The organism is Vibrio sp. Vb1337, from assembly GCF_033338715.1.
Lineage (GTDB): Bacteria > Pseudomonadota > Gammaproteobacteria > Enterobacterales > Vibrionaceae > Vibrio > Vibrio alginolyticus.
In genome coordinates this window covers 211055-234758 of the sequence record NZ_JAWOTD010000001.1, presented here as the reverse complement: position 1 = coordinate 234758, position 23704 = coordinate 211055, and the positions used below count along the sequence as shown (strand labels likewise).

Here is a 23704-nt window from a genome sequence, read left to right as displayed (position 1 = left end):
TATATCCTTATGTCTATCTTTCTCTGAGCGAATTCTCTTTCGCACGTAATATAGGTTTTAACCAATAATTCAGTACTGTTTTTTCTCCTGTAAGAATGTCTACCACAACCTGCATTCCCGGGATGATCGTAAACTTATCATCAACCTTGAAAGTAACGTTGGCACGGTAGTAGGCATTGCCCTCTTCATTTTGAAGTGCATCGGCGCTTACGTAGGTCACTTCTCCTTCTAGGCCTCCGTAAATGACAAAGTCATAGGCAGACAACTTTACCGTTGCCGGCAGGCCAGGCCTTATGAAGGCGATATTCTGAGGAGAAATTCTCGCTTCAACGATTAACGTGCTATTACGAGGGACTATTTCTAAAATAGGCTCACCCGGCTTAACCACACCTCCGATGGTTCTGACAAAAACATCTTTGATGGTTCCATCGACCGGAGAAAGTAACTGCGTTCGATTCAACTGATCCGCAATCGCCTGACGACTTTCATTGAGCTGCGCTAGTTGCGTCACAACTTCATTGAGCTGCCCTTGTGCCTCTGCCCTAAAAGCAAGCGCAGTACCACGATAATCTGCGATGGATTCAGAATACACAGCCCTTTGCTTTTGGGCAGCAGCTTGTGAACTCGCGATGTCTCCTTTGAGCTTTATAACGTCTCTATTCAGTTTTAATAATTCCACTTCAGCTACCGCGCCACTAGAAACCACCTCTCTCAGCATATCTCGCTCTTTCGAGACAATAACCAGACTGCTTTTTAGTGTTTGAATGGTATTCAAGGTATCTAGATAAGCTTGCGATTGTTGCTCAATTCGCAATTTAGCCTCCTCCAGCTCAGACTCCAGTTGGCTCAACCGCTCAAGATAGTTTGCTTTGGCATTCAGATAGGCAGAGTGGCCGGTCATCGAAATATCAAATGTCTGAGGCTCGATACTCACTTGTTGTTTCCAATCCAGTTGGAGGCTATTCACTTTTACCGTTTCTAATTCAATTTGAAGCCTCTGCTTTCTGGCGAGCAAAGATTCAACTTGTTCAGAGGTCTCCGAATAGGTCGACTTAAACCTTGTATCATCCAGAATAGCGATGGTTTGCCCCTTAGTGACGCTTTCACCAGGCATGACAAGTAACTCCTTTAGAATGCCTCCCTCTAAGCTCTGAATCGTCTGAACAGACAAAGTAGGAACAACCTTTCCTTCGCCGACAACCACTTCGTCTAACCTCGCCCACGAGGCCCAAATAATCACACTTAGCACTAACGCGGCAGACAACCAAATCAACGTTCTCGAACGGTTTGCTAAATGAGCATTACTCCAACGAACTGTGCTCATCATTGACCTCCTTCGCGTACAATTGATACTGCGCGTACTCTGTTCGTTTTCGCGTTAGACTGTTGTTTAGCAAAAATTTCTTGGGGCGATCCTTCCCTCAAAATTGTGCCTTTATCAAGCACAACAATTCGATCACAAAGCGATAATAAGGAATGTTTATGAGAGCTAATAATCATCGTCGTCGAGTGCGGCAACGATTTGAGAGCATTAAACAATGCATTCTCAGCAGGCTGGTCTAAGGAACTGGTTGGCTCGTCTAAAATTAATGCTGCTGGGTTTCGATAAAAAGCTCTTGAAATCGCTACAGCTTGCCTTTGCCCCCCCGACAAATAACGCCCTCCTTCTCCGACTTGCGTTTCTAGACCATGAGGAAGGCGACTCATGTACTGGTTCAAACCCGATAATTCTATCGCACGGCGTAAACGTTCTTGATCAATAACATGATGTCCTAATACTATGTTTTCCATAATGCTGCCGTATATAAGATGCGAATCTTGGCCAACCCAACCCGTTTTCTCTCTTATCAATTCGGCGGGCCAAAGCTGACTGTCAATGTCATCAAAATAAACGCTACCCTGTAAGGTACTGAGTTGATTGGTAATAATAGAAAGGAGTGTAGACTTTCCGGCTCCTGCACTACCAATAACGCCAACGCGTTCGCCTTGCTTGATAGTAAGATTAATATCTCTCAAACATGGCATATCAACATCTGGGTATTGGAAGCTCACGTTTTCTAAACGTATATTCCCTGTAAATTCGGCAGACGTAATGACCTGACTGCGTTGCGCCTCCTGAGGTAAAGACATGATAGAATTTAAGCCTTCAACCGCTGTTTTTGTCTGTTGATAGCGAAGTAACAGCATAGCTAACTGGTTAATCGCCCCTGCAGCACGACCGCTAAGCATGACAATAGCAATGAGCCCCCCCATGCTGAGCAATCCCTCAGAAATTCTGTACACGCCTGTTACAAGTAACATTACGGTAATTATCTGCTGGCTAGATTGAATGGAGTAAGCAACGATATTCGAATAGTTTCGCGATTGATTTTGCCAATCAGAAAGCATGGATACCGTTTGCTCCCAACGCTTTTGTGCTTCTCCCGTAGCGTTATTTTGCTTAATCTCTTTTAAAGAGGACAATGAATCAAACAAGTGAGCTTGTCGCTTCATGGATAGTGCAGCACTTTCCGTATGTGATTGTTCTATTTTTGCTTTTACCGCAAAGCCAAGGATCAGCAGGGTAAACATGACGGCAATAGGTATGAACATCATTGCCCCACCTAGCCAACCTATTAAGACTAAAAATAACAACGTAAATGGGAGATCAACTAAGGTCACAAGAGATGCAGAAGTAAAAAAATCGCGAACACTATCAAAATCTTGTAGTTGTCGAGCGAATGCACCGACTGATGCAGGACGGTGTTCAAGTTTCATCCCCATAACTTTAGAAAAAAGTATCGAAGAAAGCTTGTTATCGATGTACTTACCCGCGGTATCAGTGACAACTCCCCTTGCTTTACGCAATAGCCAATCAAAAATAATGATGACGGAGACACCAGCGACCAAAACCCATAATGTACTGAAAGCTTGATTAGGCACTACACGATCGTAAACGTTCATAGTGAAAAGCGGAATAACTAGCGCTAGCGTATTGATAAGGAAAGAGGCAATCAAAAGATCTCGATACCACGGAGACATTTCTTTCACTACGGCGAAAAGCCAATGTTCATTATAATCCGCTTGAATAGAACTTATCCGTTTGTCCAGCTCTGGACGCATAGAAACTTGCCATGCTTGAGGCTGGAATTGATTATGCAGTTCCTCGCTCGTGACGTATTGCGTTTCACCTTGATCTTCACTAAATAACGTGACTTGATAATCGCTGTTATGTCGCTCAGATATAATAGCGGGTTGTAACGTCTTCCTATTGATTACCACCAATGGAAAGCTCAACATTGCGGTGGATTTTAAATCGATTAATGTGAGTTCAAGATCGGCTCGCTCAGCGGCTCTGATGAATAAGTCACTATCCAATCTACCCTCAACAAGAGGTAATCCAGAAAGCACCTTTTTTGTATGGTGTCTAACCTCAAAATAACGCATCAACCAAGTTAACGATTGCCCCCAAGGATCGTTAGTTAGCTCACTTGATGAGGATGAGTGATGCTTCATGACATACCACCTACTAGCAAGTTGTTGTCATCAATCATCTTCTGTAAGACATTTTCTTCGGCTACGCCAGTCGAGTCACCTTTGTAAAGCTGATCGAGAGTGACGCCCTGCATAAGAATCTGTTGTTTTGTCCCCGTCTCTTCTGGTTTTATGTGAAGCGTTACGCCATCATCATTCTCTGTTAAATCGAGCTTATTATCGACTTCTGTTATCGAGGTAGCGGTGATTATCGAGGCGATGTCAATTGTGTCATTATCATCACCAATAACGGATATTTGGAAATCGTTGATCACATCGTACGAGGGCTTTAACTCGTTACCGAGCCCTGAACTGTCAAACTGGAATACATCGCTGCCACTTCCTCCAATAAGCAAATCATTAGCATCTGTCGCAAGTAATGTTTGGCCCCCCTCTTCCACTAAGGCAACATTGACTACCTGAGCAGAACCTTCTGCGACAGTGGCGCCCAGTGTTGCAATCGGTTTTATCGACAACGTAAAATCACTTGCACCGCTAAACCCGCCAACGATGGAAAGATCAGCGACATCCTCTTGATCAACAGCATAAATGCCGTTCAATCTTTCACCATGACTCAACTCTAGATCTGTTGGTAATCCGCGAATCTCCACACTTCCAAACTCTTCGGGTGCAGGGTTGACTAAATTCATGCTCAACCCTAAAGGAATACTCCCAGACGCTTCAGACACAATAGACTGATAATCGGCCGTTAGTGTTGGCTCATCAGCTTCAGGGGTAACAACAATGGTTAGATCGGTGGTTTGCACATCTCCAAAATCGGTTTCGAGTCTCCCTGACACTATCGCTTGATCAAACGTTCTAACATTGAGAGCAACATCCATCGTTCCAAATGCATCCTTCGGAACGAACTCCAAACCTGACACTTCATTTGCTCGCACTAATACCGTCGCCACGGCATTGCCCGCATCATCGAAGGTAAAGGATGAGAATTGAGTTCCAATACGAATCCTACCTAAGCCTTCCAATGCAGAGGGCTCAGAGCTTGCTTTGATCAACATCGACACTTCTATATATTCGTTGCTATTTGTTTCAAAACCGCTCGCTAAAAAGTCAATCGAAATGGAATCACCTTCATCTCCAGTGAACGTGTTAGAGGTTGTATTCAACGATACATCATCGCCAATCGGTTTTACGCCGACGTTGAACTGAGAAGTGGTATAGTTATAGTCGTTTGATCCAGACTCTTGGGTAATAGCTTGCAGTGTTAGTGAAATATCCCCACTAAAATCTAGTGGCGGTAGAAAGTAAACCTTATCACGTTGTGCTTGAGTTAGCTGCCACTCCTTGCTCTCACCATCCGTTGAACCGTTATCAGGGAGTAATTCGAACGTCCCATTATTGTCCCAAACCAACACGGCTCCGTCTGGCACTCCTGTCATGACCAAAGACATCGACTCAGAACCATCTTGATCGATTAATGATGCAGATAAGTTTCCTAAATAAATATAATTATCTTCATCACCAACTACGTCTTCTGTTTCCAGAACCGCTTTATCAACCACTGGGGCAACGGTAACGGTAACTTCTGTTGATTTAGTTTGAGTATCTTTCGCACTGTCAGTACTTAAACAACTTCCCGTGACTTCATCAGTAATGTTTGCGTCAACGGAAATAACAAGCTCTCCACTGTAGTTTTCAGGTGGGATTAGCTGAATTTCGTTTAGACGCGTAACATCTGTCACTACCCATGTTCCATCACCGTTGTCAATGAGTAGGCTCGGGTCCACGGCAGTAAACCGCGCATTCTCGTCAGACACAGATAAAGAAACCCAATTGACACTTTCAAGGCCAGTCGCTGCGTCACCTTCTCCAGTAATGGACTGCATTGGCCCTTCACTATCGCCCAATACAAGAGCAAGATTCAGGTTGGTTATAGTATCTTCTTGAACCGTAACTTGGCTTGGTGCTATCGCGATATCATCGACAGCAGGAGAGATTTGTACCGTAATGGTCTGAGCGGTTGTTTTCGAGTCACCATCGCATGGGGCCGTTTCTGTCACTTCTAAATTGAAAGTAATGCATCCAGCAAAGTCCTCATCCACGCCAGTAAGCGTCAAGGAAGACAATCCAGCGCTAGAAATTGAATAACCCAACAGATTGCCCGCATTATCATAAGCAGGTATCACCCCTTCGCCAGTAAGCTCGACTCCTTCAGGTAAAGAATCTGCGGCGACAAAGAAGGAAACTAAGTTATCATCACTACTCGCCACATCAGGGTTTAAAAACGCCCCAATTGAGACATCTTCACCTTCTTTACCTACAATATCCCCACTTTGAACGCTTCCTGGTTCACCAGGATCAGCACACTGGTCTCCATCTCCTTCATGGCCAGTAATTTGAATTTGGAACTGACCTGTGATGTATTGAGCATCCGTTCCATCTCGAACATACGCTAACACATTCACATCAAGTATCTCTGTGTTAGATGGGCTATAAATCGATGCGCTAGCAAGCAAATCTTGAGCGGTTTCCAACACGCTATCACTTGTGATTCCTTCCATTGGAATCAGCCAGTTCCCATCGGCATCTTGAGAAGCACCATTCGGATGAGTAACAATGAGGTCTTGACCCTGCGGTATCTGTAAAACGATGTAATCGAGATACTCTGAACCATCAATATCCGCTTCTGTAAATGTAATGCCTCCACTCACGTCGACAGCAGACCCATCGGTACTTGTGAATACTTCAGTCGCACCTTCTAAACGTGTTTTGTCAATATCTTCATTACCAATATCCACTTTGCCAGAAACCACGACGCTCAAAGAGCCATTGATTGCCTTTACATCAGTCTCCATCGTCGGAGACGTGTCTGTCACTTCGTACTGAACTTCCAGGCTAAATGTCCCACTTAGGTCTTCATTAGCTTTTACAGTGATTCGTCCACTGTTTAACAACTCAGATAATGTTGCCGAGCTACCATCAAGTAGTTCATTGAGTTCTAACGGTAAGTTACTTTCCTCTACTGCATTACCATCAAAGTAAAGCGTTAAGCCATCTGGAATGGATACAATGGTGTATCCTGTCAAGGACTCACTAGAATCTATATCTTGATTAACGACAGGCTCAAGATTTAGTGTGATGAAATTGTCCTCAATACCATTGCTTTGTAATTCTTGACCGTCAGTTTGATCAACAATAGGTGAGATTTCCATTTCCACTTTAAGAGGGGTTTCAGCAGAATCACCATCCGGCTCTGTTGAAACGACGATAACATCCATGCTCAGTGTTCCACTAAAATCTTGCTCTGTTTTGAGGTAAGTGTTTTCAAGAACAGCGTTTGAGACCTGATAAACTGGCCCCGTTATTGGGTCCACGTAAGCAACTGGAAGAACAATAGGGTCACCATTTACATCTGTCAGTTGTGTTCCCAAAGGGATGTTCTGAAGCAAGATATTAATTTCTTCTGATAGATCGTCGTCTGATGTCTGGATGATAAAATCCAGTTGTATCAGGTTATCTTCGTCTAACGTAGAGAGATTACTAATTACTTTAGTCGCTTGATCATATTGCCAATTCCCCTGTCCACCATCTAGGACAATTGGTTCATCTACCACACCTTTTAGCTTAATGGCAATGGTTGCAGATTGGCTCTCGGCGCTTTCATTAAGAGGTGCTAAGCCATCAATAGTCGACTCTGTTGAAATGGCCGTTACTTGAAGGGATAGAGATTCAGTAAATGAGCTGATATCCGATTTTGGTTGAAGTAACGCCTCCGAATTGGCTAGGGCATTGGAGGTCACTAGGTAGGTATTAATACCGATAAGCGTAATCCCAGCTCCGACAGGCAGTGTCCAACCATCTTGAACTTCTATGCGATAAGACAGAGACTCCGAGCCATCTGTGTCAGTGAGCCGCCCTAGGATGTACTCTTTTAAGTCAATCGCTTGGTCTTCAAGCCCCTGAATGTTTTTAACGGTCAGCGTAGGCACATCGGCATCTGGAGATATATCGATAACAACTTGCTCAGTGATCTCCGCTGTTTTATCTTGCTCATCGGCAAACACACTACCCGACTCAGTCGTTACTGCCGTCACATCAAAAGTAAATCTTCCGGCTAAGTTTTCGTTAGATGTGATTTCAATTTGATCTAACTCGGATTGGCTATACGCTTTACCTTCCTCAATAGCACTTCCATTAAGTGTTAATATAAGTCCATCTGGAATATTCGAAATTTGGTAGTGGAGCGTTTCAGAACCGTCTTGGTCAAACTTTTCAGCAACAATATTGAGTGAAAGTGATTCAGCGGAATCTTCAACACTTTGATAAGAAAAGTCCGAATCACTAGACCACTCTGGCAAATCTGCAACCGGTAAAACGTTAACATTTAACGTGTTATTGCCTTGTAATACAAAACCATCTGGTTCGACATCAGATACGATTAATGCAGACACTGCTAACGAAACTTTGATAGTGTTGCCCGACAGGTTTAGCGCTGGTTGATAAGTGAGATCACCATTTGGAACGGTGAATATACCCACCCCCATTAGCTCTGTACCAGAAAGACTAATAAATCCGTCATTATCATCATCTTCAAGGCGCACTCCGTCTAAAAACAGAGCCCCTCCTTGTAGAGATTCAACAGAGATCCTTATCGCTTCAACACGCTCATTATTCTCCGTATCCCCAGGAGAAACTCTAATCGGTAACGCGACTGGCGTGGGGTCTCCACTGTTATTCGCGCCATTATCTTCTAACGTATCTACATTAACGGTTCGAATAAAGCCCCTGGCATCATCAAGAATTAATTGAGCTTCACTGCTTGCTTGGTCACCGTCTGCATCCGTCACAGTTATCGTTAGATCATCAAGCAAACCACCTACAGGCGTATTAACAATAAGCTCGGTAGTTAGCGTAAATGTCCCATCTTGAGCAATAGTCAGCGTTCCATATTTTAAGTTACCATCACTACTATTGATTAAATCGATGGTCCAAGCATCATTGCTAAATACCGAACTCGCCGTATCGTATGTTTCACCTGCATAGGTCAAACTTGAAATCAACGTGCCATCTGAACTGATTAAGTCGGCATTATTGCTAAACCAGTTTCCCGAAAACTCATCCCCCTCGGTAAGTTCAATTTCTATTGGTGAGCTTGTGTCTTCAGGGATATCATCTACTACACTAACGGTATATGTCTCAGCTTCAGACTGGTCGCCATCCTTATCAACGGCATAAATTGAAAAACTGAGTTCTAATATGTTCTCGTCCGCTGGAACACCGTCAGGTTCATCGTGTTCAAGTGCACGGTATAGATCAAACTCGACAGTCCCATCGGTATTAAATCTAATTCTAAAGACGTCTTGCTCGCTTTCATCTCTTGCATATAACCAACCATTCGAGTCCGGTGAATCAAGCGCAACCAGGCTGCCACTACTTGTTTTATAGCCGAGCGCATTGAACATATCGATATTCACGCTCACACTGGCGATAGAGTCTGAACCTTGTACTAGCGTAATGGATGGTGACGAGCCCTCGATGCCAGAATCAAGCGAATCATCATTCAGCCCGCTTTCATTGACTGTGATTCCCTCTGTAATTACTAGTTCCGGAAACAAGCCATCATAGACCAGTATGTTGGACTCCGTAGAGATCTCGCTTCCATCAGAATCTCTCGCCACGATAGGCATAGAGATCGACAATTGCGTCCCATCACCTAAAACATGGTCAAGCGAGTGATAAAGCTCTACAGTTACATTAACCGTAGACGTATCATTTGATGGCAAAGAGAAGTCACTAGGTAACGTGACCCTAAATATAACGTCTCCATTGTCTGAAATTGCGTCAAAGCTTCCATCATTGTTATCGTACCAAGTGACAGCCTCTCCGTTGTAAGTAACTGCATCACCAAGTGTAGTTTTGACAGTATCTCCATCATTTATGTCAACACCCAGATACACAATCGGATCGAATGATGACGTAACTATCACATCCGTATTCGCTATGGCTGAAACCCCATCAGAAGCAATGTTTGTATCGACAGGTGTTTCAGTCAACTCGACATTGCCACTATTGATTAGCGCTTGTCCATTGTCGTTATCTATCACATTAATGTCTAAAACGACCGACGTGTTATCTTGGTCTGAGTCCATTGCAGTAACAACGAGAGGTACGTTTGGATCAGTATTTTCTTGTTGGTCGAGAGCCTGAAAAAGCTCAAAGGAGTAGGTAATGTCGCTATTTGCATCAATAGGTAATGAAGCATTGAGGGTAGCTTGAAAGATGGGAATCTGAGTTTGCCCATCTTCGTCAAGAATATAACCATCAAGTGTTTTGCCATCCGCAGAGACTTGATAAAGCACGACTTGTTCACCACTCGTCAACAAGGGTTGTTCAGAGACGATGAACGACAAAGATTCGAGGTAATCACTGCCAACCTCAACTTGAAAATTCCCTGAGCTCAACACACTTCCATTTGCGAGATCAAATTCTTTTGCTTCTACCCCATTCAAATTATTTAAAGTTGGGTCTGTGCCATCCTTTAGAACATAATCAATTTCATTCTCTACAAGCGGTGTGGCATCTAAATCTACGCCACCAATGGTCAACGGGAAGGTTACCGTATCACTGCTATTGAATTGATCGATAGGGTGCTCAAGAGTAAGTGAAATTGAAGCTAATACATCGTTACCCGACTCAACGCCACTCAATGTTAACGTAAATACAGTGACACCATTCGCAAATGCTGTAATTTGCTTTCCACTGGAACTTAACGTGTAGCTAAGCTCACTATCAGAGACTGAGCTTGTAAGCCCTAATGCTTCTAACTTAGTAATAGATGACCCACCGAAATACAAACTACTCGGATCCGGATTGTCAGATCCCGCGACAATATTGACAGTTCCTTCAAAGTTCAATATCGGGCCATCCAAAGGGACTTCTGTTACGTCTATAGTCGCATTGCCTACGTAACCTGCTTGTCCATCAGTAATGTCAATGGTCGCGTTAGCCAAGCCATAGTCTTGGGAGTCATCTGCAGCTAAATAGCTGAAAGAAACACTTTGCTCGACCGAATGATCTAGGTTTCGACCTGCATCAAACTGCCAAGAGCCATCAGAAAATACGGTTAATTCGCCTTTTTCTAAACTAAAACTTACGGATCCCCCCTCTAGAATTGACTTCTGCTCCCCGCCAGCCTCTACAAATTTCACATAAAGTGTTCCATCAAGATCAATATCATTTTCAAGTAGATTGCCCGTAATTGTTTGATCTTCTAAGACTGAGTATGTGTCATCTCTAATCACCGGATCAGAGTCATAAATAGTAATCGTTAACGGTGCCACAACCGTCTCTTGTGTACCGTCAGCATCACTTTGAATGCTTTCAACCAATACGTTAGTCACCAGCTCATCTTGACCTACACCATGATCAATCGCTTCATAAAAAGTAATTTGAACCGTACCATCATCATTGACTTCTGCTGAGAAAACTAATCGGTCGTCAGTCGATGTTCCTTGTAAGCTCAACCCATCTTCTGCAACAACAAGATTTATAGATTGACCGACCGATGTAAGCGCGCTCAAACTTGGTTGCTCTGCATGCAGTGCTGGCACACCATTTTCTATGTTGATGGCTGCCGAGCTGCTTTGCTCACCAAAAAATCCAACGATGTTTTCAGAAAATACCGTTGAACCGGGTAGCACTATTGTCGGCATGGTATCGACCACGTGGTTGCCGGCGGCATCCAACACTTCTGCTTCAATGGTCCACGTGTTGTTTAGATTGAGAGTGTTTACGTCAATTCCGGTTACTGTCCACGAACCTGATGCATCAACGAGGCCAGTAAAATTCAGCGTGCTGTCTCCGTCACTGACCCGAATCGTCACTGCCAGACCTTGCTCTACACCACTGGTTGTCCCTCTCATTTCCGTGACTATACCCTCACGGAAATCATCAATGGCAAGACCACCGCTAATATAAAAATCCGTATCGATATCAATGGTGGGAGCAGTGGCATCTATGGTCGTAGCCTCATCCATCGCTTTCGCTTGGTTGCCCGCCACATCATTCACGGAGGCAGATACGGTTAACGCCCCATCGGCTAACGTGGATAAGTTCGCCCCTTCGACTTGCCACATACCATCAACGACAACGGCATTGAACGAGAGCATCGCCCCCAAGCTGTCTTGAACCGTGACAGAAACCGTCTGACCATTTTCAACATCACTGACTTGCCCTGACAAAGTGACAGATTGGCGCTCTTCAATGTTTAAATAGCCGTCTCCGCCATCGTCAACGTCCACCGTCACACTTGCGAGCGTATCTTTGATGATGGTGTTTTCACTGGTTGCAGGGTTGCCCGCTATATCTATACTCTCAGCAACAACGGTCAGCGTACCTTCAGACAATCCAGAAAGGTCAACGTCGTCCAGAGACCAACTTCCACCAGTCACCACCGTTTCTAAGTTTATGACCGCTCCTAACGAGTCGGTTACCGTAACTTGGATACGCTGGCCATCTTCAATGTTTTCAATCGTCCCTTCGAGGCGAGTAGTCGCGATTTCGTACTGATTTAAATACTCATCCCCTCCACCATCAAAATTGACGTTCACCGTTGCAAGCGTATCTTTAATGGTCGTATCGACGGCGTTCAGGTTATTGCCATAAATGTCAGAAACCACAGAAGTCACCGTAAGCGGCCCTTCAGCAAGAGAAGACAGATCAACGCCTGATAGGGTATAAGCCTCATTCTCTACGGTCGTTGTAACAGTAATGGAATTATTGAGGCTGTCGGTAATGGTGATAGTAACAAGCCACTCATCGCTTATCTTGAGTGCGTCACCTTGAGTCGTGACACTAGGAACTTCAAACTGGTTTTCGTATCCATCGCCGCCATCAAGAATATCCACCGTTAAAGAGGCATCATCGTTCAAACCTTCAATTGCCTCTAAGGTAATATCCAATGTTACGGAGGTGGTGTCACCGTCTGAATCTGTTGCATTAACTAACAATGGTATATCCAGGATTTGATCTTTTGACAGATCGAAAGAGCGATATAATTCAAAGGAATACTCTATTTCACTACTCGACTCTACAGGTAATGTGGATAATAGTTTCGATTGAAAAATATTTACTTCCACCCCACCTTCTAAGATATAGCCAGTAATTGTCGTACCGTCATCAGACAGACGGTAAAGCAACTCACTTTCACTACTCACTAATGTGGGCTGGTTTAATTCGCTAAATCGAAGAGAGTCAACATAATCACTCCCGATATCGAGTTGAAGGCTCCCAGTCTTAAAGATTGCCCCACTTTCTAGATTAATCTCTTCCATTGCAACAACAGTCAAGTTGCTCAACGTAGGATCAACACCATCTTTCAACACGAAATCAATTTCATTCTCTACAAGCGGTGTGGAGTCTAGATCTGTCCCTCCAATGGTCAGCGGGAAAGTGACCGTATCACTACTATTGAATTGATCGATAGGATGATCAAGAGTAAGCGAGATTGAAGCTAGTACATCGTTACCCGACTCAATGCCACTCAATGTTAACGTAAATACAGTGACACCATTAGCAAATGCTGTGATTTGCTTTCCACTGGAACTTAACGTGTAGCTAAGCTCATTATCAGAGACTGAGCTTGTAAGCCCTAATGCCTCTAACTTAGTAATGGATGCCCCACCAAAATACAAACTAGTCGGATCAGGGTTATCAGAGCCAGCAATCACATTAACACTGCCTTCGGTGGTTAATAATGCCTCTCCCAGAGGTACTTCTGCTGCGTTTATAGTAGCGCTGCCTACATAACCCGCTTGGCCATCTATAATGTCGATAGTTGCGGTTGCTACACCGTAATCTTTTGAATCATCGGCTGCGAGATAATCAAAAACGAGACTTTGCTCAACCGTGTGATCTAAGTTGCGACTGGCATTCAACTGCCAAGAGCCATCTGAAAATACGGTTAATTCACCCTTCTCTAGACTAAAACTTACTGAGCCACCATCAGGGACAGACTGGATCTCTCCTCCGGCTCTGACATATCGAATGTACAAGTCACCATCAATATCAATGTCATTCTCCAGTACATTGCCAGAAATGACTTGGCCTTCGGTTACACTATATGACTCATTTTCGATCACTGGATCGGCATCAAGGATGGCGATTTCTAGGGGAGCCACAACAGCCTCTTGTGTGCCGTCAGCATCACTTTGAATGCTTTCAACCAATACGTTAGTCACCAGCTCATCTTGACCTACACCATGATCAATCGCTTCATAAAAAGTAATTTGAACCGTACCATCATCATTGACTTCTGCTGAGAAAACTAATCGGTCGTCAGTCGATGTTCCTTGTAAGCTCAACCCATCTTCTGCAACAACAAGATTTATAGATTGACCGACCGATGTAAGCGCGCTCAAACTTGGTTGCTCTGCATGCAGTGCTGGCACACCATTTTCTATGTTGATGGCTGCCGAGCTGCTTTGCTCACCAAAAAATCCAACGATGTTTTCAGAAAATACCGTTGAACCGGGTAGCACTATTGTCGGCATGGTATCGACCACGTGGTTGCCGGCGGCATCCAACACTTCTGCTTCAATGGTCCACGTGTTGTTTAGATTGAGAGTGTTTACGTCAATTCCGGTTACTGTCCACGAACCTGATGCATCAACGAGGCCAGTAAAATTCAGCGTGCTGTCTCCGTCACTGACCCGAATCGTCACTGCCAGACCTTGCTCTACACCACTGGTTGTCCCTCTCATTTCCGTGACTATACCCTCACGGAAATCATCAATGGCAAGACCACCGCTAATATAAAAATCCGTATCGATATCAATGGTGGGAGCAGTGGCATCTATGGTCGTAGCCTCATCCATCGCTTTCGCTTGGTTGCCCGCCACATCATTCACGGAGGCAGATACGGTTAACGCCCCATCGGCTAACGTGGATAAGTTCGCCCCTTCGACTTGCCACATACCATCAACGACAACGGCATTGAACGAGAGCATCGCCCCCAAGCTGTCTTGAACCGTGACAGAAACCGTCTGACCATTTTCAACATCACTGACTTGCCCTGACAAAGTGACAGATTGGCGCTCTTCAATGTTTAAATAGCCGTCTCCGCCATCGTCAACGTCCACCGTCACACTTGCGAGCGTATCTTTGATGATGGTGTTTTCACTGGTTGCAGGGTTGCCCGCTATATCTATACTCTCAGCAACAACGGTCAGCGTACCTTCAGACAATCCAGAAAGGTCAACGTCGTCCAGAGACCAACTTCCACCAGTCACCACCGTTTCTAAGTTTATGACCGCTCCTAACGAGTCGGTTACCGTAACTTGGATACGCTGGCCATCTTCAATGTTTTCAATCGTCCCTTCGAGGCGAGTAGTCGCGATTTCGTACTGATTTAAATACTCATCCCCTCCACCATCAAAATTGACGTTCACCGTTGCAAGCGTATCTTTAATGGTCGTATCGACGGCGTTCAGGTTATTGCCATAAATGTCAGAAACCACAGAAGTCACCGTAAGCGGCCCTTCAGCAAGAGAAGACAGATCAACGCCTGATAGGGTATAAGCCTCATTCTCTACGGTCGTTGTAACAGTAATGGAATTATTGAGGCTGTCGGTAATGGTGATAGTAACAAGCCACTCATCGCTTATCTTGAGTGCGTCACCTTGAATCGTGACACTAGGAACTTCAAACTGGTTTTCGTATCCATCGCCGCCATCAAGAATATCCACCGTTAATATAGCATCGGGATTCAACCGCTCAGGAGCCTGAGTCTCAGAAGTTGGGTTTTCTCTTTCTTGCACTGCTGGCCTGGTAACATAGCCATTAGAAACGAGTTGCTCAGGTAAAACAGCGCGAATATAGGCAACAAAACTTAACCCACCAGAAGACTCACTAAAATCTCGAACGCTCTGATTAAAAGTGGATTCAATACCGTTTTGAGAAGCAATTAAAAGATCATTCGAACTCGATTCATCCTCACTTGTTGTATCTTCATTAAATGCAATATCGAGAATGTCAGTATTAAGAACAACCACCTCTACTTCTGGAACTAATTGTTCGTTAGGCAACATTTGGATCCAAGAACCGTCACTTAAAACCGCCCAAAGAACATTACCGACTTGAATGTAGAGTATTGGCTGCATAATTCGCCCCATATGAAACAACGAACTTTAAGTATGGTCGACGAATGTGACTGTTCAAATGAAACTAGAAAAAACATGGCCCTAAATGGCTCTAATGAGATATTGAACCAAAAACATACCTCATGTATGCGAGAAAGAGCCATTGGGGTAAACTACTTCTGGCGTAACCCATCCACTGGAAATTGATTGAAATTCCCCTTGCTACAATCGGGCTTATATCCAAATGGAGCAGGGAAAGGAATCGTATCGCAGCTTGTTGCAACGGAAGATTCAAACTTTACTCTCTTTCCTATCATGATAGGAAATAACCATGTGGCATTATTTCTTAAATCAAACTCCTCTTTAGGGTCATCAATCAAATTGTATATTTCAGGGATCTGTAATGGGCGCCCTTTCTCCGGCATGATATCTTGATCAATAAAGTGCATCTTGTAATTTTCCCACTTATAAGCGTAGGTTTCAGATCCATTGTTAACGATGAAACCATCTCGATTAGACTTTTCACTATCTCCCTTTAAAAAGGCCCACTGATCAATACTATCTATTGTTCTATCGCTTGGTAATTTGTATCCACCGACATGAGAAAGTGAGGCAAATAGATCCACAACATGGATAATTTCATCACTCACTCTACCCGGTTTGATGTGGTTAGGCCAAGAGGCAATAAATGGTGTTCGGAGAGACCCTTCAAGAGCCGTAAAGTACGCACCACGCCATGGCCCGCTAGAGCCTTGGTATGGCATATGCCACTCTGGACCGTTGTCAGAAAACCAAATCACTAGTGTATTGTCTTTAATTCCTGCTTTTTCTATTGCACCAATAACTTGCCCAGCTCGAAAATCTATCTCAGCTAACACATCTGAGTAATTTCCTTTGCCTGTTTTACCAATAAAATCAGGATGAGGTAGCGTCGGTAAATGTGGTTGAGTAAAAGTAATTACAGAGAAAAATGGCTTATTCTCTTTCACATTTCGATTTATAAAATCTGTGGCATGTTCAACTAGCTCACTGTCAATCGTTCTACGTGAGTCCAAATTATATTCTTTGACCCCTTTAGGGTCCTGCCCTGCTCTAGCTGAAAGGATTTGAGGTTTAGGTAATATAGCTTTATAACCGGGTTGAGAGCTATATTCTGACTCATCCGTCGTATTTGCAATGCCATACCATTCATCAAAGCCTTGATCCGTTGGAAAGCGCCCTTTTTGGTCTCCCAAATGCCATTTCCCGTAAAGGCTCGTGTTATATCCTTGTTCCTTAAACTTCTCTGCAATGGTTATCTCCCAGTTCACCATACCGTAAGGTACTCCCCAAACAACCTTATCTGTCCCAGATCTAAGCGCTCGCCTCCCCGTCATGAATGAGGAGCGAGTTGGCGTGCATTGCGGTTCCACATTAAAATTAGTAAGGCGTACACCTTCTCTAGCAAGTTGATCTAAGTTTTTAGTTTCAACACCTCTGGTACTCCCATAGGAACTTAGTTCCCCCCACCCAAGGTTATCAACCAACATTACCACGACATTTGGTGCCTCTTCCGCAGCCACTTCTAACGGGATACATAGAAACAGGATAGTTGCTAGTTTATTTTTCATAGTGTCGCCTTTCATTGAAATTCAATCCTGTAAGTGCGTCTTATCACACTTAAAACACACTAAAGTCTAGTCCATGTTAGTTAACATTTTTGAAAAACAGGGATTACTTGGAAGCAACAAAAAACCTCTACTATATTCAACTGACTACATTGTCTCATTTGGTGTCATCTCACTCGACTTCGCCATGATGAACACAATTAGTAACGTTATATAACGATAATGGATTCATTTATCGCGGAGGATTTTCATGCGAAACTCGATTAAAAAGGTAATGGCATTGGTCGGTACATTAGCTGCGTCCACAGCCTTTGCTGCCGATAAGCCCAACATCCTTGTGTTCTGGGGTGACGATGTAGGTGTATACAACATTAGTGCATATCACAATGGTATGATGGGAGGGAAGACTCCTAACATTGATAAAATCGCCAATGAAGGTGCCATTTTCACAGACGCTTACGCACAACAGAGTTGTACTGCCGGACGAGCCTCATTTATTCTGGGTCAACATCCGTTTCGTACCGGTCTATTGACTATTGGTATGCCCGGCGCAAAAGAGGGTATTCAATCGAAAGATCCTACTATCGCAGAGTTACTTAAAAATCACGGCTATGTGTCTGGTCAGTTTGGTAAAAACCACCTTGGTGATCAAGATGAGCACCTACCAACTAACCATGGGTTTGATGAGTTCTTTGGTAACCTATACCATTTAAACGCGGAAGAAGAGCCTGAGTCTGAGTTTTATCCAAAAGATCCAGAGTTTCGTAAAAAATTCGGACCTCGAGGCGTGTTGAAGGCGACTGCGGATGGCAAAATCGAGGACACAGGTCCCCTTACTCGTAAGCGTATGGAAAACGTAGACCGAGAGTTCATGGATGCTAGCTTGGCCTTTATGGAAAAAGCAGTAAAAGAAGACAAACCATTCTTTATTTGGCATAACTCAACCCGTATGCACGTCTGGACACATTTGAGTGAAGAATATCAAGGGAAGTCAGGTTACGGCTTATACGCCGATGGCATGATGGACCTAGATGATCAAGTAGGTGTCATGCTTGATAAACTTGAAGAGCTAGGCGTAGCAGATAACACCATTGTTGTTTTTAGTACTGATAATGGCGCTGAGAAATTTACCTGGCCAGATGGTGGTACTACACCGTTCAAGGGCGAAAAAGGTACGACTTGGGAAGGCGGATTCCGCGTTCCGATGATGGTACGCTGGCCTGGAAACATTAAACCAGGAACGGTTATCAACGATATCTTTTCACAAGAAGACTGGATGCCAACTCTACTCGCAGCTGTGGGCGAACCTGATGTGAAAGAAAAACTATTGAAGGGTCATAAAGCAGCGGGCAAAACCTTTAAAGCACATTTAGATGGCTACAACCAACTTGATCTGCTGACTGGTAAAGCTGATGAAGGCGCACGCAAAGAAATCTTTTACTTCGATGCTGGTGGTAATTTAAACGCCGTTCGTTATAAAGACTGGAAGATCCACTTCAGTATTATGGAGGGTGCCATTAATGAGGCATACCGCAAAACACCTAGTTGGCCTTTGATTGTAAACCTTCGTATGGATCCATTTGAGGTCGGTCCAGATGCAGCACTTTACGTCAGACATTTTTACGCTGATCAAATGTGGATGTTCGTTCCTGCTCAAGCTATCGTGCGTAAGTTCCTAGAGACATTTAAGGAGTTCCCTGCAACGAAAGGTAGCTCGTTAAGTATTGAAAAAGTGGTAGAAACAATGACACAGCAACCTAGAAACTAGACCCTAGGTATCGAAGCTATTGTGGAATTAACTAAGGCCTCAATTGTGAGGCCTTTTATTTCGTTGCAATTGTTTGGTTGCAGCAAGTTATGGTCAAACAAAGATTATCATTTAGTGCTCTCTTTAAACACTTGATTCCAATCTTGTTTCATATCGACAAATAGCCAACCTTGCTCTTCACCTACTTTAAACGATTTATCTAACTTACCAACATGCGAATCTTTATCATACGCCCATTCACGCTTGTCATCCGTGTGATGGATAATCGCAGAAAATCTTGGACCTGAACCTGCTTTCGTCCACTCTAACATCTGTAAATCACCATCAGAATTACCAAACGCCATTACCGGACGTTTGCCAATGAAGTTTTGAATCGTCACAGGCTTTACTGCTTTGTCATTGACAAAGTCTATTTCCGGCATGCGTTGGATGGTAGGTTTTCCATCAACACTTTGATATTCCGCCTTTAACGTCGTTCCCACGATGTTTTGCGTTGGAATGCCGTATACTTCCGGCGCCCAAACGCGCATAAATTCAATTCCGCCTCCAGAAACGATGTAGGTCTGATAGTCGTTCGCTCTTAAATAGTCGAGCAGTTCGAGCATAGGTTGATAGACCATTTCAGTGTATGGTCTACCCGTTGTTGGATGGACAGCCGTTTTCAACCATTCCTTAACTTCTTGATGAAACTGTTCAGTAGACATTCCAGAATGGGTTGCCATAACAAGCTTCATTACACCTTCGAGTCCTTGTTTACCAATCCCCTCCATGTCACCTTTTAATGCGGAAGCAAAGGGTTCGGTTGTCTTCCAATCAGGATGCTCAGAGGCCATTTCTTTTACTCTATCGATCGCAAAAAACAACTGTAGATAAACAGGCTTTTCTGCCCAAAGTGTTCCATCATTATCAAACGTCGCGATTCGTTGGCTTTCAGGAACATAGGAATCCGAACCTTGGGTCGTTGTTTTCGTAACAAACGCCATAATAGCTTGCTTAGCGTCAGTGTTGTTCCATGACGGAAGTGGATCTTGCATATCAGCAGCAACAGCGTAACTAGACAGAGCAAAACCTGTTGCTAAGACAATCGTCTTTAACTTTATAGCCATCTTAATTCCTTATATTGAGGTGCTAGGTGCGAATCCAATCAAAAGTATAGTTCAATTGAAACAGGCGCATATTGAACTGAAATATGCAACGGCCACCAAAAAGTGACAACGTCACTAATCTAGTCCACTATTTTATTAAAATAGAAACATGGAATTTAACGATTAGAGTTTAAATTCATTGGCTTCAACTGATGTAGGGGCACTTTTACGTCCCTTTTTCTGATTGAGCTCTTCAATAACATAGTCGGGAGCGACCTTCGTTAGCTCTGTTAAACAGTCATCCGTTTTAGGGTTGCCGTATCTAACATAGATGTCACACACGGCATACAATTGTTCTGGAGCACCGGATATCAAATACGCTTGCTCAAAAGCGTTGACAGACTTCTTCAAGTCTAACTCTTCTTGCAGAACACCATTTAAGTACCAAAAGTAACTGTTCGTCTTTGCCATCGTCGCAGCTTTGTCTATTTCAAACGCCGCTTCTTTCTTTTTGTCTAATCTAACCAAAGCGAGAGATTTAGAATAATGCAGCGAGGCATCTTCTGAATTTAGCTTGATACCCTCGTCAAGCACGTTGATAGCTTTTTGGTCTAGCTGTTGCGCTCGGAAGTTGTCTGCATAGCTTAACCAAACTTGAGGGTTGTTTGGCTCAAGCTTAGTTAACTCTGGGTATATCAGCGCCGCTTTATCCCAATCACGATGCCAACGGTAAACGTCTGCAAGTAATAACTTGGAAACATTATCGTTCTTACTGGACAAGTGTGCTGTCAGCTCTGAAACAGGCCCCTCAAGTGACTGCTGTTGCTCCGAACTCAAATTGGCGTAATCTCGAACGAGGTTAATCGCTGCTGTAATTCGCACCATGGCGGCGTCATCACTCAATAATGGTGAAATCAAACGCCAACGGTGCTCAATCATATATGGCTGTGCTCCCACGATCGCAGCTTCGCGAATACCTGCATCTTCATCCTGCAACCCACGGGCAACTGCAACCAATGCATTTTGGCTTGGATAGTTGGCTAACTCACGTAAAGCATCAATACGTTTTTCTGAAGACAACTTTTTATTTTGCGCATCATAAGACAGCTTTTCGACTCGTTGCGCCGGTGTCATTTGAGCTTCTTGTGGAGTGACAACCGTTGTCGGCGATACCTGGTCTGGGTCTAGCAATGTTGTTTCTTGTGCCACTGCTGTTTGACTCGCAGCAATGCCGATCGAGATCACGAGTAATGATTTAGAGAGCAGCTTAATTTTTTGCATTCAATAACCTATATTCTTTCATTTCCGGGCCTGTAGCAGGCGTAGTGACTATCTTAAAACTTCGTTTCAAACACAGTCTGTGTTTGAGTAGCTTGCTGGCGTAGAATCTGGTCACTGTATTTACCGTGAACCACTGGGTTACCTGTCGCTCGTAAGATGTACGCCATCGACTGATCAACATGGGTAAAAAACTTCTTCCAACCCGCGCAGAGATAATTAAGACCAGGCTCACCTTGCCTAGTACGGATAAAACGGTTTTTGGGACATTCTCCAAAACATGCAAATTGATAATCACATTGAAGGCACTGTTGGGGCAGCGTACGACTTTTAGCAAACCCAAATTTCTGCTGCTCAGAGCTATAAGCGAGCGTATCGAGCTTTTCGTGATGAATGTTTCCAACCTTATATTCTGGGTACACGTAATGATCACACGCAAACACATCACCATTAGGCTCCATTGCTAAGCCCTTCCCGCAGATTTCACCTAACGTACACAGTGGGTTTTTTCTGCCCATCCAGGTTTCGATACTGGCTTCAAAGTACTGCACAAACACGTTGCCGATATCGTGTAAAACCCATTCATTGAAAATCGCGATCAGAAAATTTCCCCATGCTTCATCCGCAACGCAAAAAGGCTCAATAACGGCATCTTTATGACCTGGGATCAACCGTTTATCTCCTTGCTTTAGTTGCTCGTTTGGCTCCCAAGTTTGAGGGGCGGTTGTTCTGAATGTTTTCTGCTCAACTATTGGAATAAACTGCATTTGAGGGGAGCGTACTTCATCTCGCAAGAATCGGTACACTTCAAGTGGGTTACGTCCGGTCAAGTTGTTAACACAAGTGAGCGTAGCAAACTTTACTTCGTGCTTATGTAATAATTCAACCGCATTCATAACTTGCCGGAATGTGCCTCTACCAGCTCGGTTTGTTCGGTAAGCGTTGTGCATCATTTCTGGGCCATCAATGCTTAAACCGACGAGAAAGTTGTTCGCCTTTAAAAACTCACACCATTCATCGTTAAGCAGTGTGCCATTAGTCTGGAGATCATTGGAGATCGTAATGCCATCGGGACGGTATTTATTCTGTAGCTCAACAATTGTCTTGAAATAATCCAAACCTAGCATTGTCGGCTCACCACCCTGCCAAGAGAAAATGATTTCAGGTGTATTCTGTCCCGCTATATATTGACGGATATAGGTCTCGAGCGTTTCCTCATCCATGACTGGTGAGCAGCCTGGCTTGTACTCAAGTAAATCTTGTTTGCTTAGGTAATAACAATAGGTGCAATCGATATTGCACACTGCACCGATAGGTTTCGCCATGACATGTAATCGCTTGGATGCTTTTCCATTGAACTGCGGACCTTGAGTTATGTGCATTCATCACCTTCTTAGTTGCTAGCCTGTGCCCAACGGCGTTAAGACTAATCATTAAGTTAATCGCCTAGTGTGATGATAATGTTCAATTATTCGTGGCGCTTGTTATAGTGTGTATAACTGTTTTTCATAGACTTGCCTGATAAAATTCTTTGATCATAAATGTTGATGGAGCTCCCCTATGAAGCATTCCAAAAGTAATACTCTTTACCTTGGTGCCGCTATTTCGATTTCGCTAATTATGACTGGATGTGCAACAACACAACCTAGCCCTCTTGCTCAAAAAATCGATCAAGATATGGTTCTTATTGAAGGCGGACAATTTACGATGGGCTCGGATAATCCATCAGCAAATAAATCCGAGCGCCCGGCCCGCACCGTTCGCGTGGATGATTTCTATTTGGCAAAATTTGAGGTAACCCAAGAGTTATTCGAATCGGTTACAGGATCTTCTCTGAGCTATTTTAGAAACCCAAATACGCCCGTAAATAACATTAGCTGGCAACAAGCCAATTATTTTATAAAGAAATTGAATGAAAAAACGGGAGAGCACTATCGTTTACCCACCGAAGCAGAATGGGAGTTTGCAGCGAAAGGGGGGAATCTAAGTCAAGGATTCACTTACGCGGGGTCTGATGATATTAACGACGTTGCCTGGTATGCCAGTAACTCAAACAACAAAGCACACAAGGTAGGTCAGAAAAAACCGAATGAGCTTGGCTTATACGATATGACGGGTAATGTTGGTGAGTTTGTTATTGATGCCTTTGATGAAGGCTATTACAAATCGGCACCAAGTGATAATCCGGTAAACGCAAAAGATGAAAAAGAAAGCCTTGCACACAAGTCTGTACGAGGTGGTAGCTTTGCCTATGATGCTGACGAATCCGAAAACTATCGTCGCGATTTTGCTAGCCAGTCAGTCATCATGTCCGACATGGGGCTGAGATTAGCGAAAGACGCTGATTAAACTAAG

General features: G+C 43.8%; 9 protein-coding genes. 2 read left to right on the top strand and 7 right to left on the bottom strand.

The window, feature by feature from the left end; translation table 11 throughout:
- Positions 1-13: 13 nt before the first annotated feature.
- The 4 genes from R7E42_RS00975 to R7E42_RS00960 all read right to left on the bottom strand — a co-directional run bounded on the left by R7E42_RS00975 (position 14) and on the right by R7E42_RS00960 (position 17221).
- Positions 14-1327 carry an HlyD family type I secretion periplasmic adaptor subunit gene (locus R7E42_RS00975; RefSeq protein ID WP_047102180.1) on the bottom strand — a complete coding sequence of 438 codons (1314 nt, stop codon included), beginning with the start codon at positions 1325-1327 and terminating at the stop codon, positions 14-16.
- Positions 1324-3495, bottom strand: a complete 2172-nt coding sequence (locus tag R7E42_RS00970; protein WP_256903192.1) for a type I secretion system permease/ATPase — start codon at positions 3493-3495, stop codon at positions 1324-1326. Before R7E42_RS00970 ends, R7E42_RS00975 begins: the two co-directional genes overlap by 4 nt.
- Complete coding sequence (locus R7E42_RS00965) at positions 3492-15632, bottom strand: Ig-like domain-containing protein (RefSeq protein ID WP_318072268.1); 12141 nt, start codon at positions 15630-15632, stop codon at positions 3492-3494. Before R7E42_RS00965 ends, R7E42_RS00970 begins: the two co-directional genes overlap by 4 nt.
- Before the next feature lie 152 nt (positions 15633-15784).
- Positions 15785-17221, bottom strand: a complete 1437-nt coding sequence (locus R7E42_RS00960; RefSeq protein WP_256902891.1) for an arylsulfatase — start codon at positions 17219-17221, stop codon at positions 15785-15787.
- Positions 17222-17468: 247 nt separating this feature from the next.
- Between R7E42_RS00960 and R7E42_RS00955 the strand changes: the two genes are divergently transcribed.
- Positions 17469-18986 (top strand): arylsulfatase, encoded by a 1518-nt coding sequence (locus tag R7E42_RS00955; protein WP_005377761.1) that lies wholly within the window; start codon positions 17469-17471, stop codon positions 18984-18986.
- A gap of 107 nt (positions 18987-19093) precedes the next feature.
- On the opposite strand, the gene R7E42_RS00950 is transcribed toward R7E42_RS00955, so the two are convergent.
- The 3 genes from R7E42_RS00950 to R7E42_RS00940 all read right to left on the bottom strand — a co-directional run bounded on the left by R7E42_RS00950 (position 19094) and on the right by R7E42_RS00940 (position 22731).
- Positions 19094-20092, bottom strand: coding sequence for an HAD family hydrolase (locus tag R7E42_RS00950; protein WP_005385672.1), 999 nt, complete (start codon positions 20090-20092; stop codon positions 19094-19096).
- Positions 20093-20254: 162 nt separating this feature from the next.
- Complete coding sequence (locus tag R7E42_RS00945; protein ID WP_065274487.1) at positions 20255-21352, bottom strand: hypothetical protein; 1098 nt, start codon at positions 21350-21352, stop codon at positions 20255-20257.
- A 53-nt stretch (positions 21353-21405) separates the two neighbouring features.
- Positions 21406-22731, bottom strand: coding sequence for an anaerobic sulfatase maturase (locus tag R7E42_RS00940; protein ID WP_213961774.1), 1326 nt, complete (start codon positions 22729-22731; stop codon positions 21406-21408).
- A 238-nt stretch (positions 22732-22969) separates the two neighbouring features.
- Here R7E42_RS00940 and R7E42_RS00935 point away from each other — a divergent pair, with 238 nt between their 5' ends.
- Positions 22970-23698, top strand: a complete 729-nt coding sequence (locus R7E42_RS00935; RefSeq protein WP_411913114.1) for a formylglycine-generating enzyme family protein — start codon at positions 22970-22972, stop codon at positions 23696-23698.
- Positions 23699-23704: the final 6 nt, after the last annotated feature.

Coding starts and splice junctions, on each gene's coding strand:
- R7E42_RS00975 (WP_047102180.1), bottom strand. CDS start 1,327: ATGATGAGCACAGTTCGTTGGAGTAATGCTCATTTAGCAAACCGTTCG.
- R7E42_RS00970 (WP_256903192.1), bottom strand. CDS start 3,495: ATGAAGCATCACTCATCCTCATCAAGTGAGCTAACTAACGATCCTTGG.
- R7E42_RS00965 (WP_318072268.1), bottom strand. CDS start 15,632: ATGCAGCCAATACTCTACATTCAAGTCGGTAATGTTCTTTGGGCGGTT.
- R7E42_RS00960 (WP_256902891.1), bottom strand. CDS start 17,221: ATGAAAAATAAACTAGCAACTATCCTGTTTCTATGTATCCCGTTAGAA.
- R7E42_RS00955 (WP_005377761.1), top strand. CDS start 17,469: ATGCGAAACTCGATTAAAAAGGTAATGGCATTGGTCGGTACATTAGCT.
- R7E42_RS00950 (WP_005385672.1), bottom strand. CDS start 20,092: ATGGCTATAAAGTTAAAGACGATTGTCTTAGCAACAGGTTTTGCTCTG.
- R7E42_RS00945 (WP_065274487.1), bottom strand. CDS start 21,352: ATGCAAAAAATTAAGCTGCTCTCTAAATCATTACTCGTGATCTCGATC.
- R7E42_RS00940 (WP_213961774.1), bottom strand. CDS start 22,731: ATGCACATAACTCAAGGTCCGCAGTTCAATGGAAAAGCATCCAAGCGA.
- R7E42_RS00935 (WP_411913114.1), top strand. CDS start 22,970: ATGACTGGATGTGCAACAACACAACCTAGCCCTCTTGCTCAAAAAATC.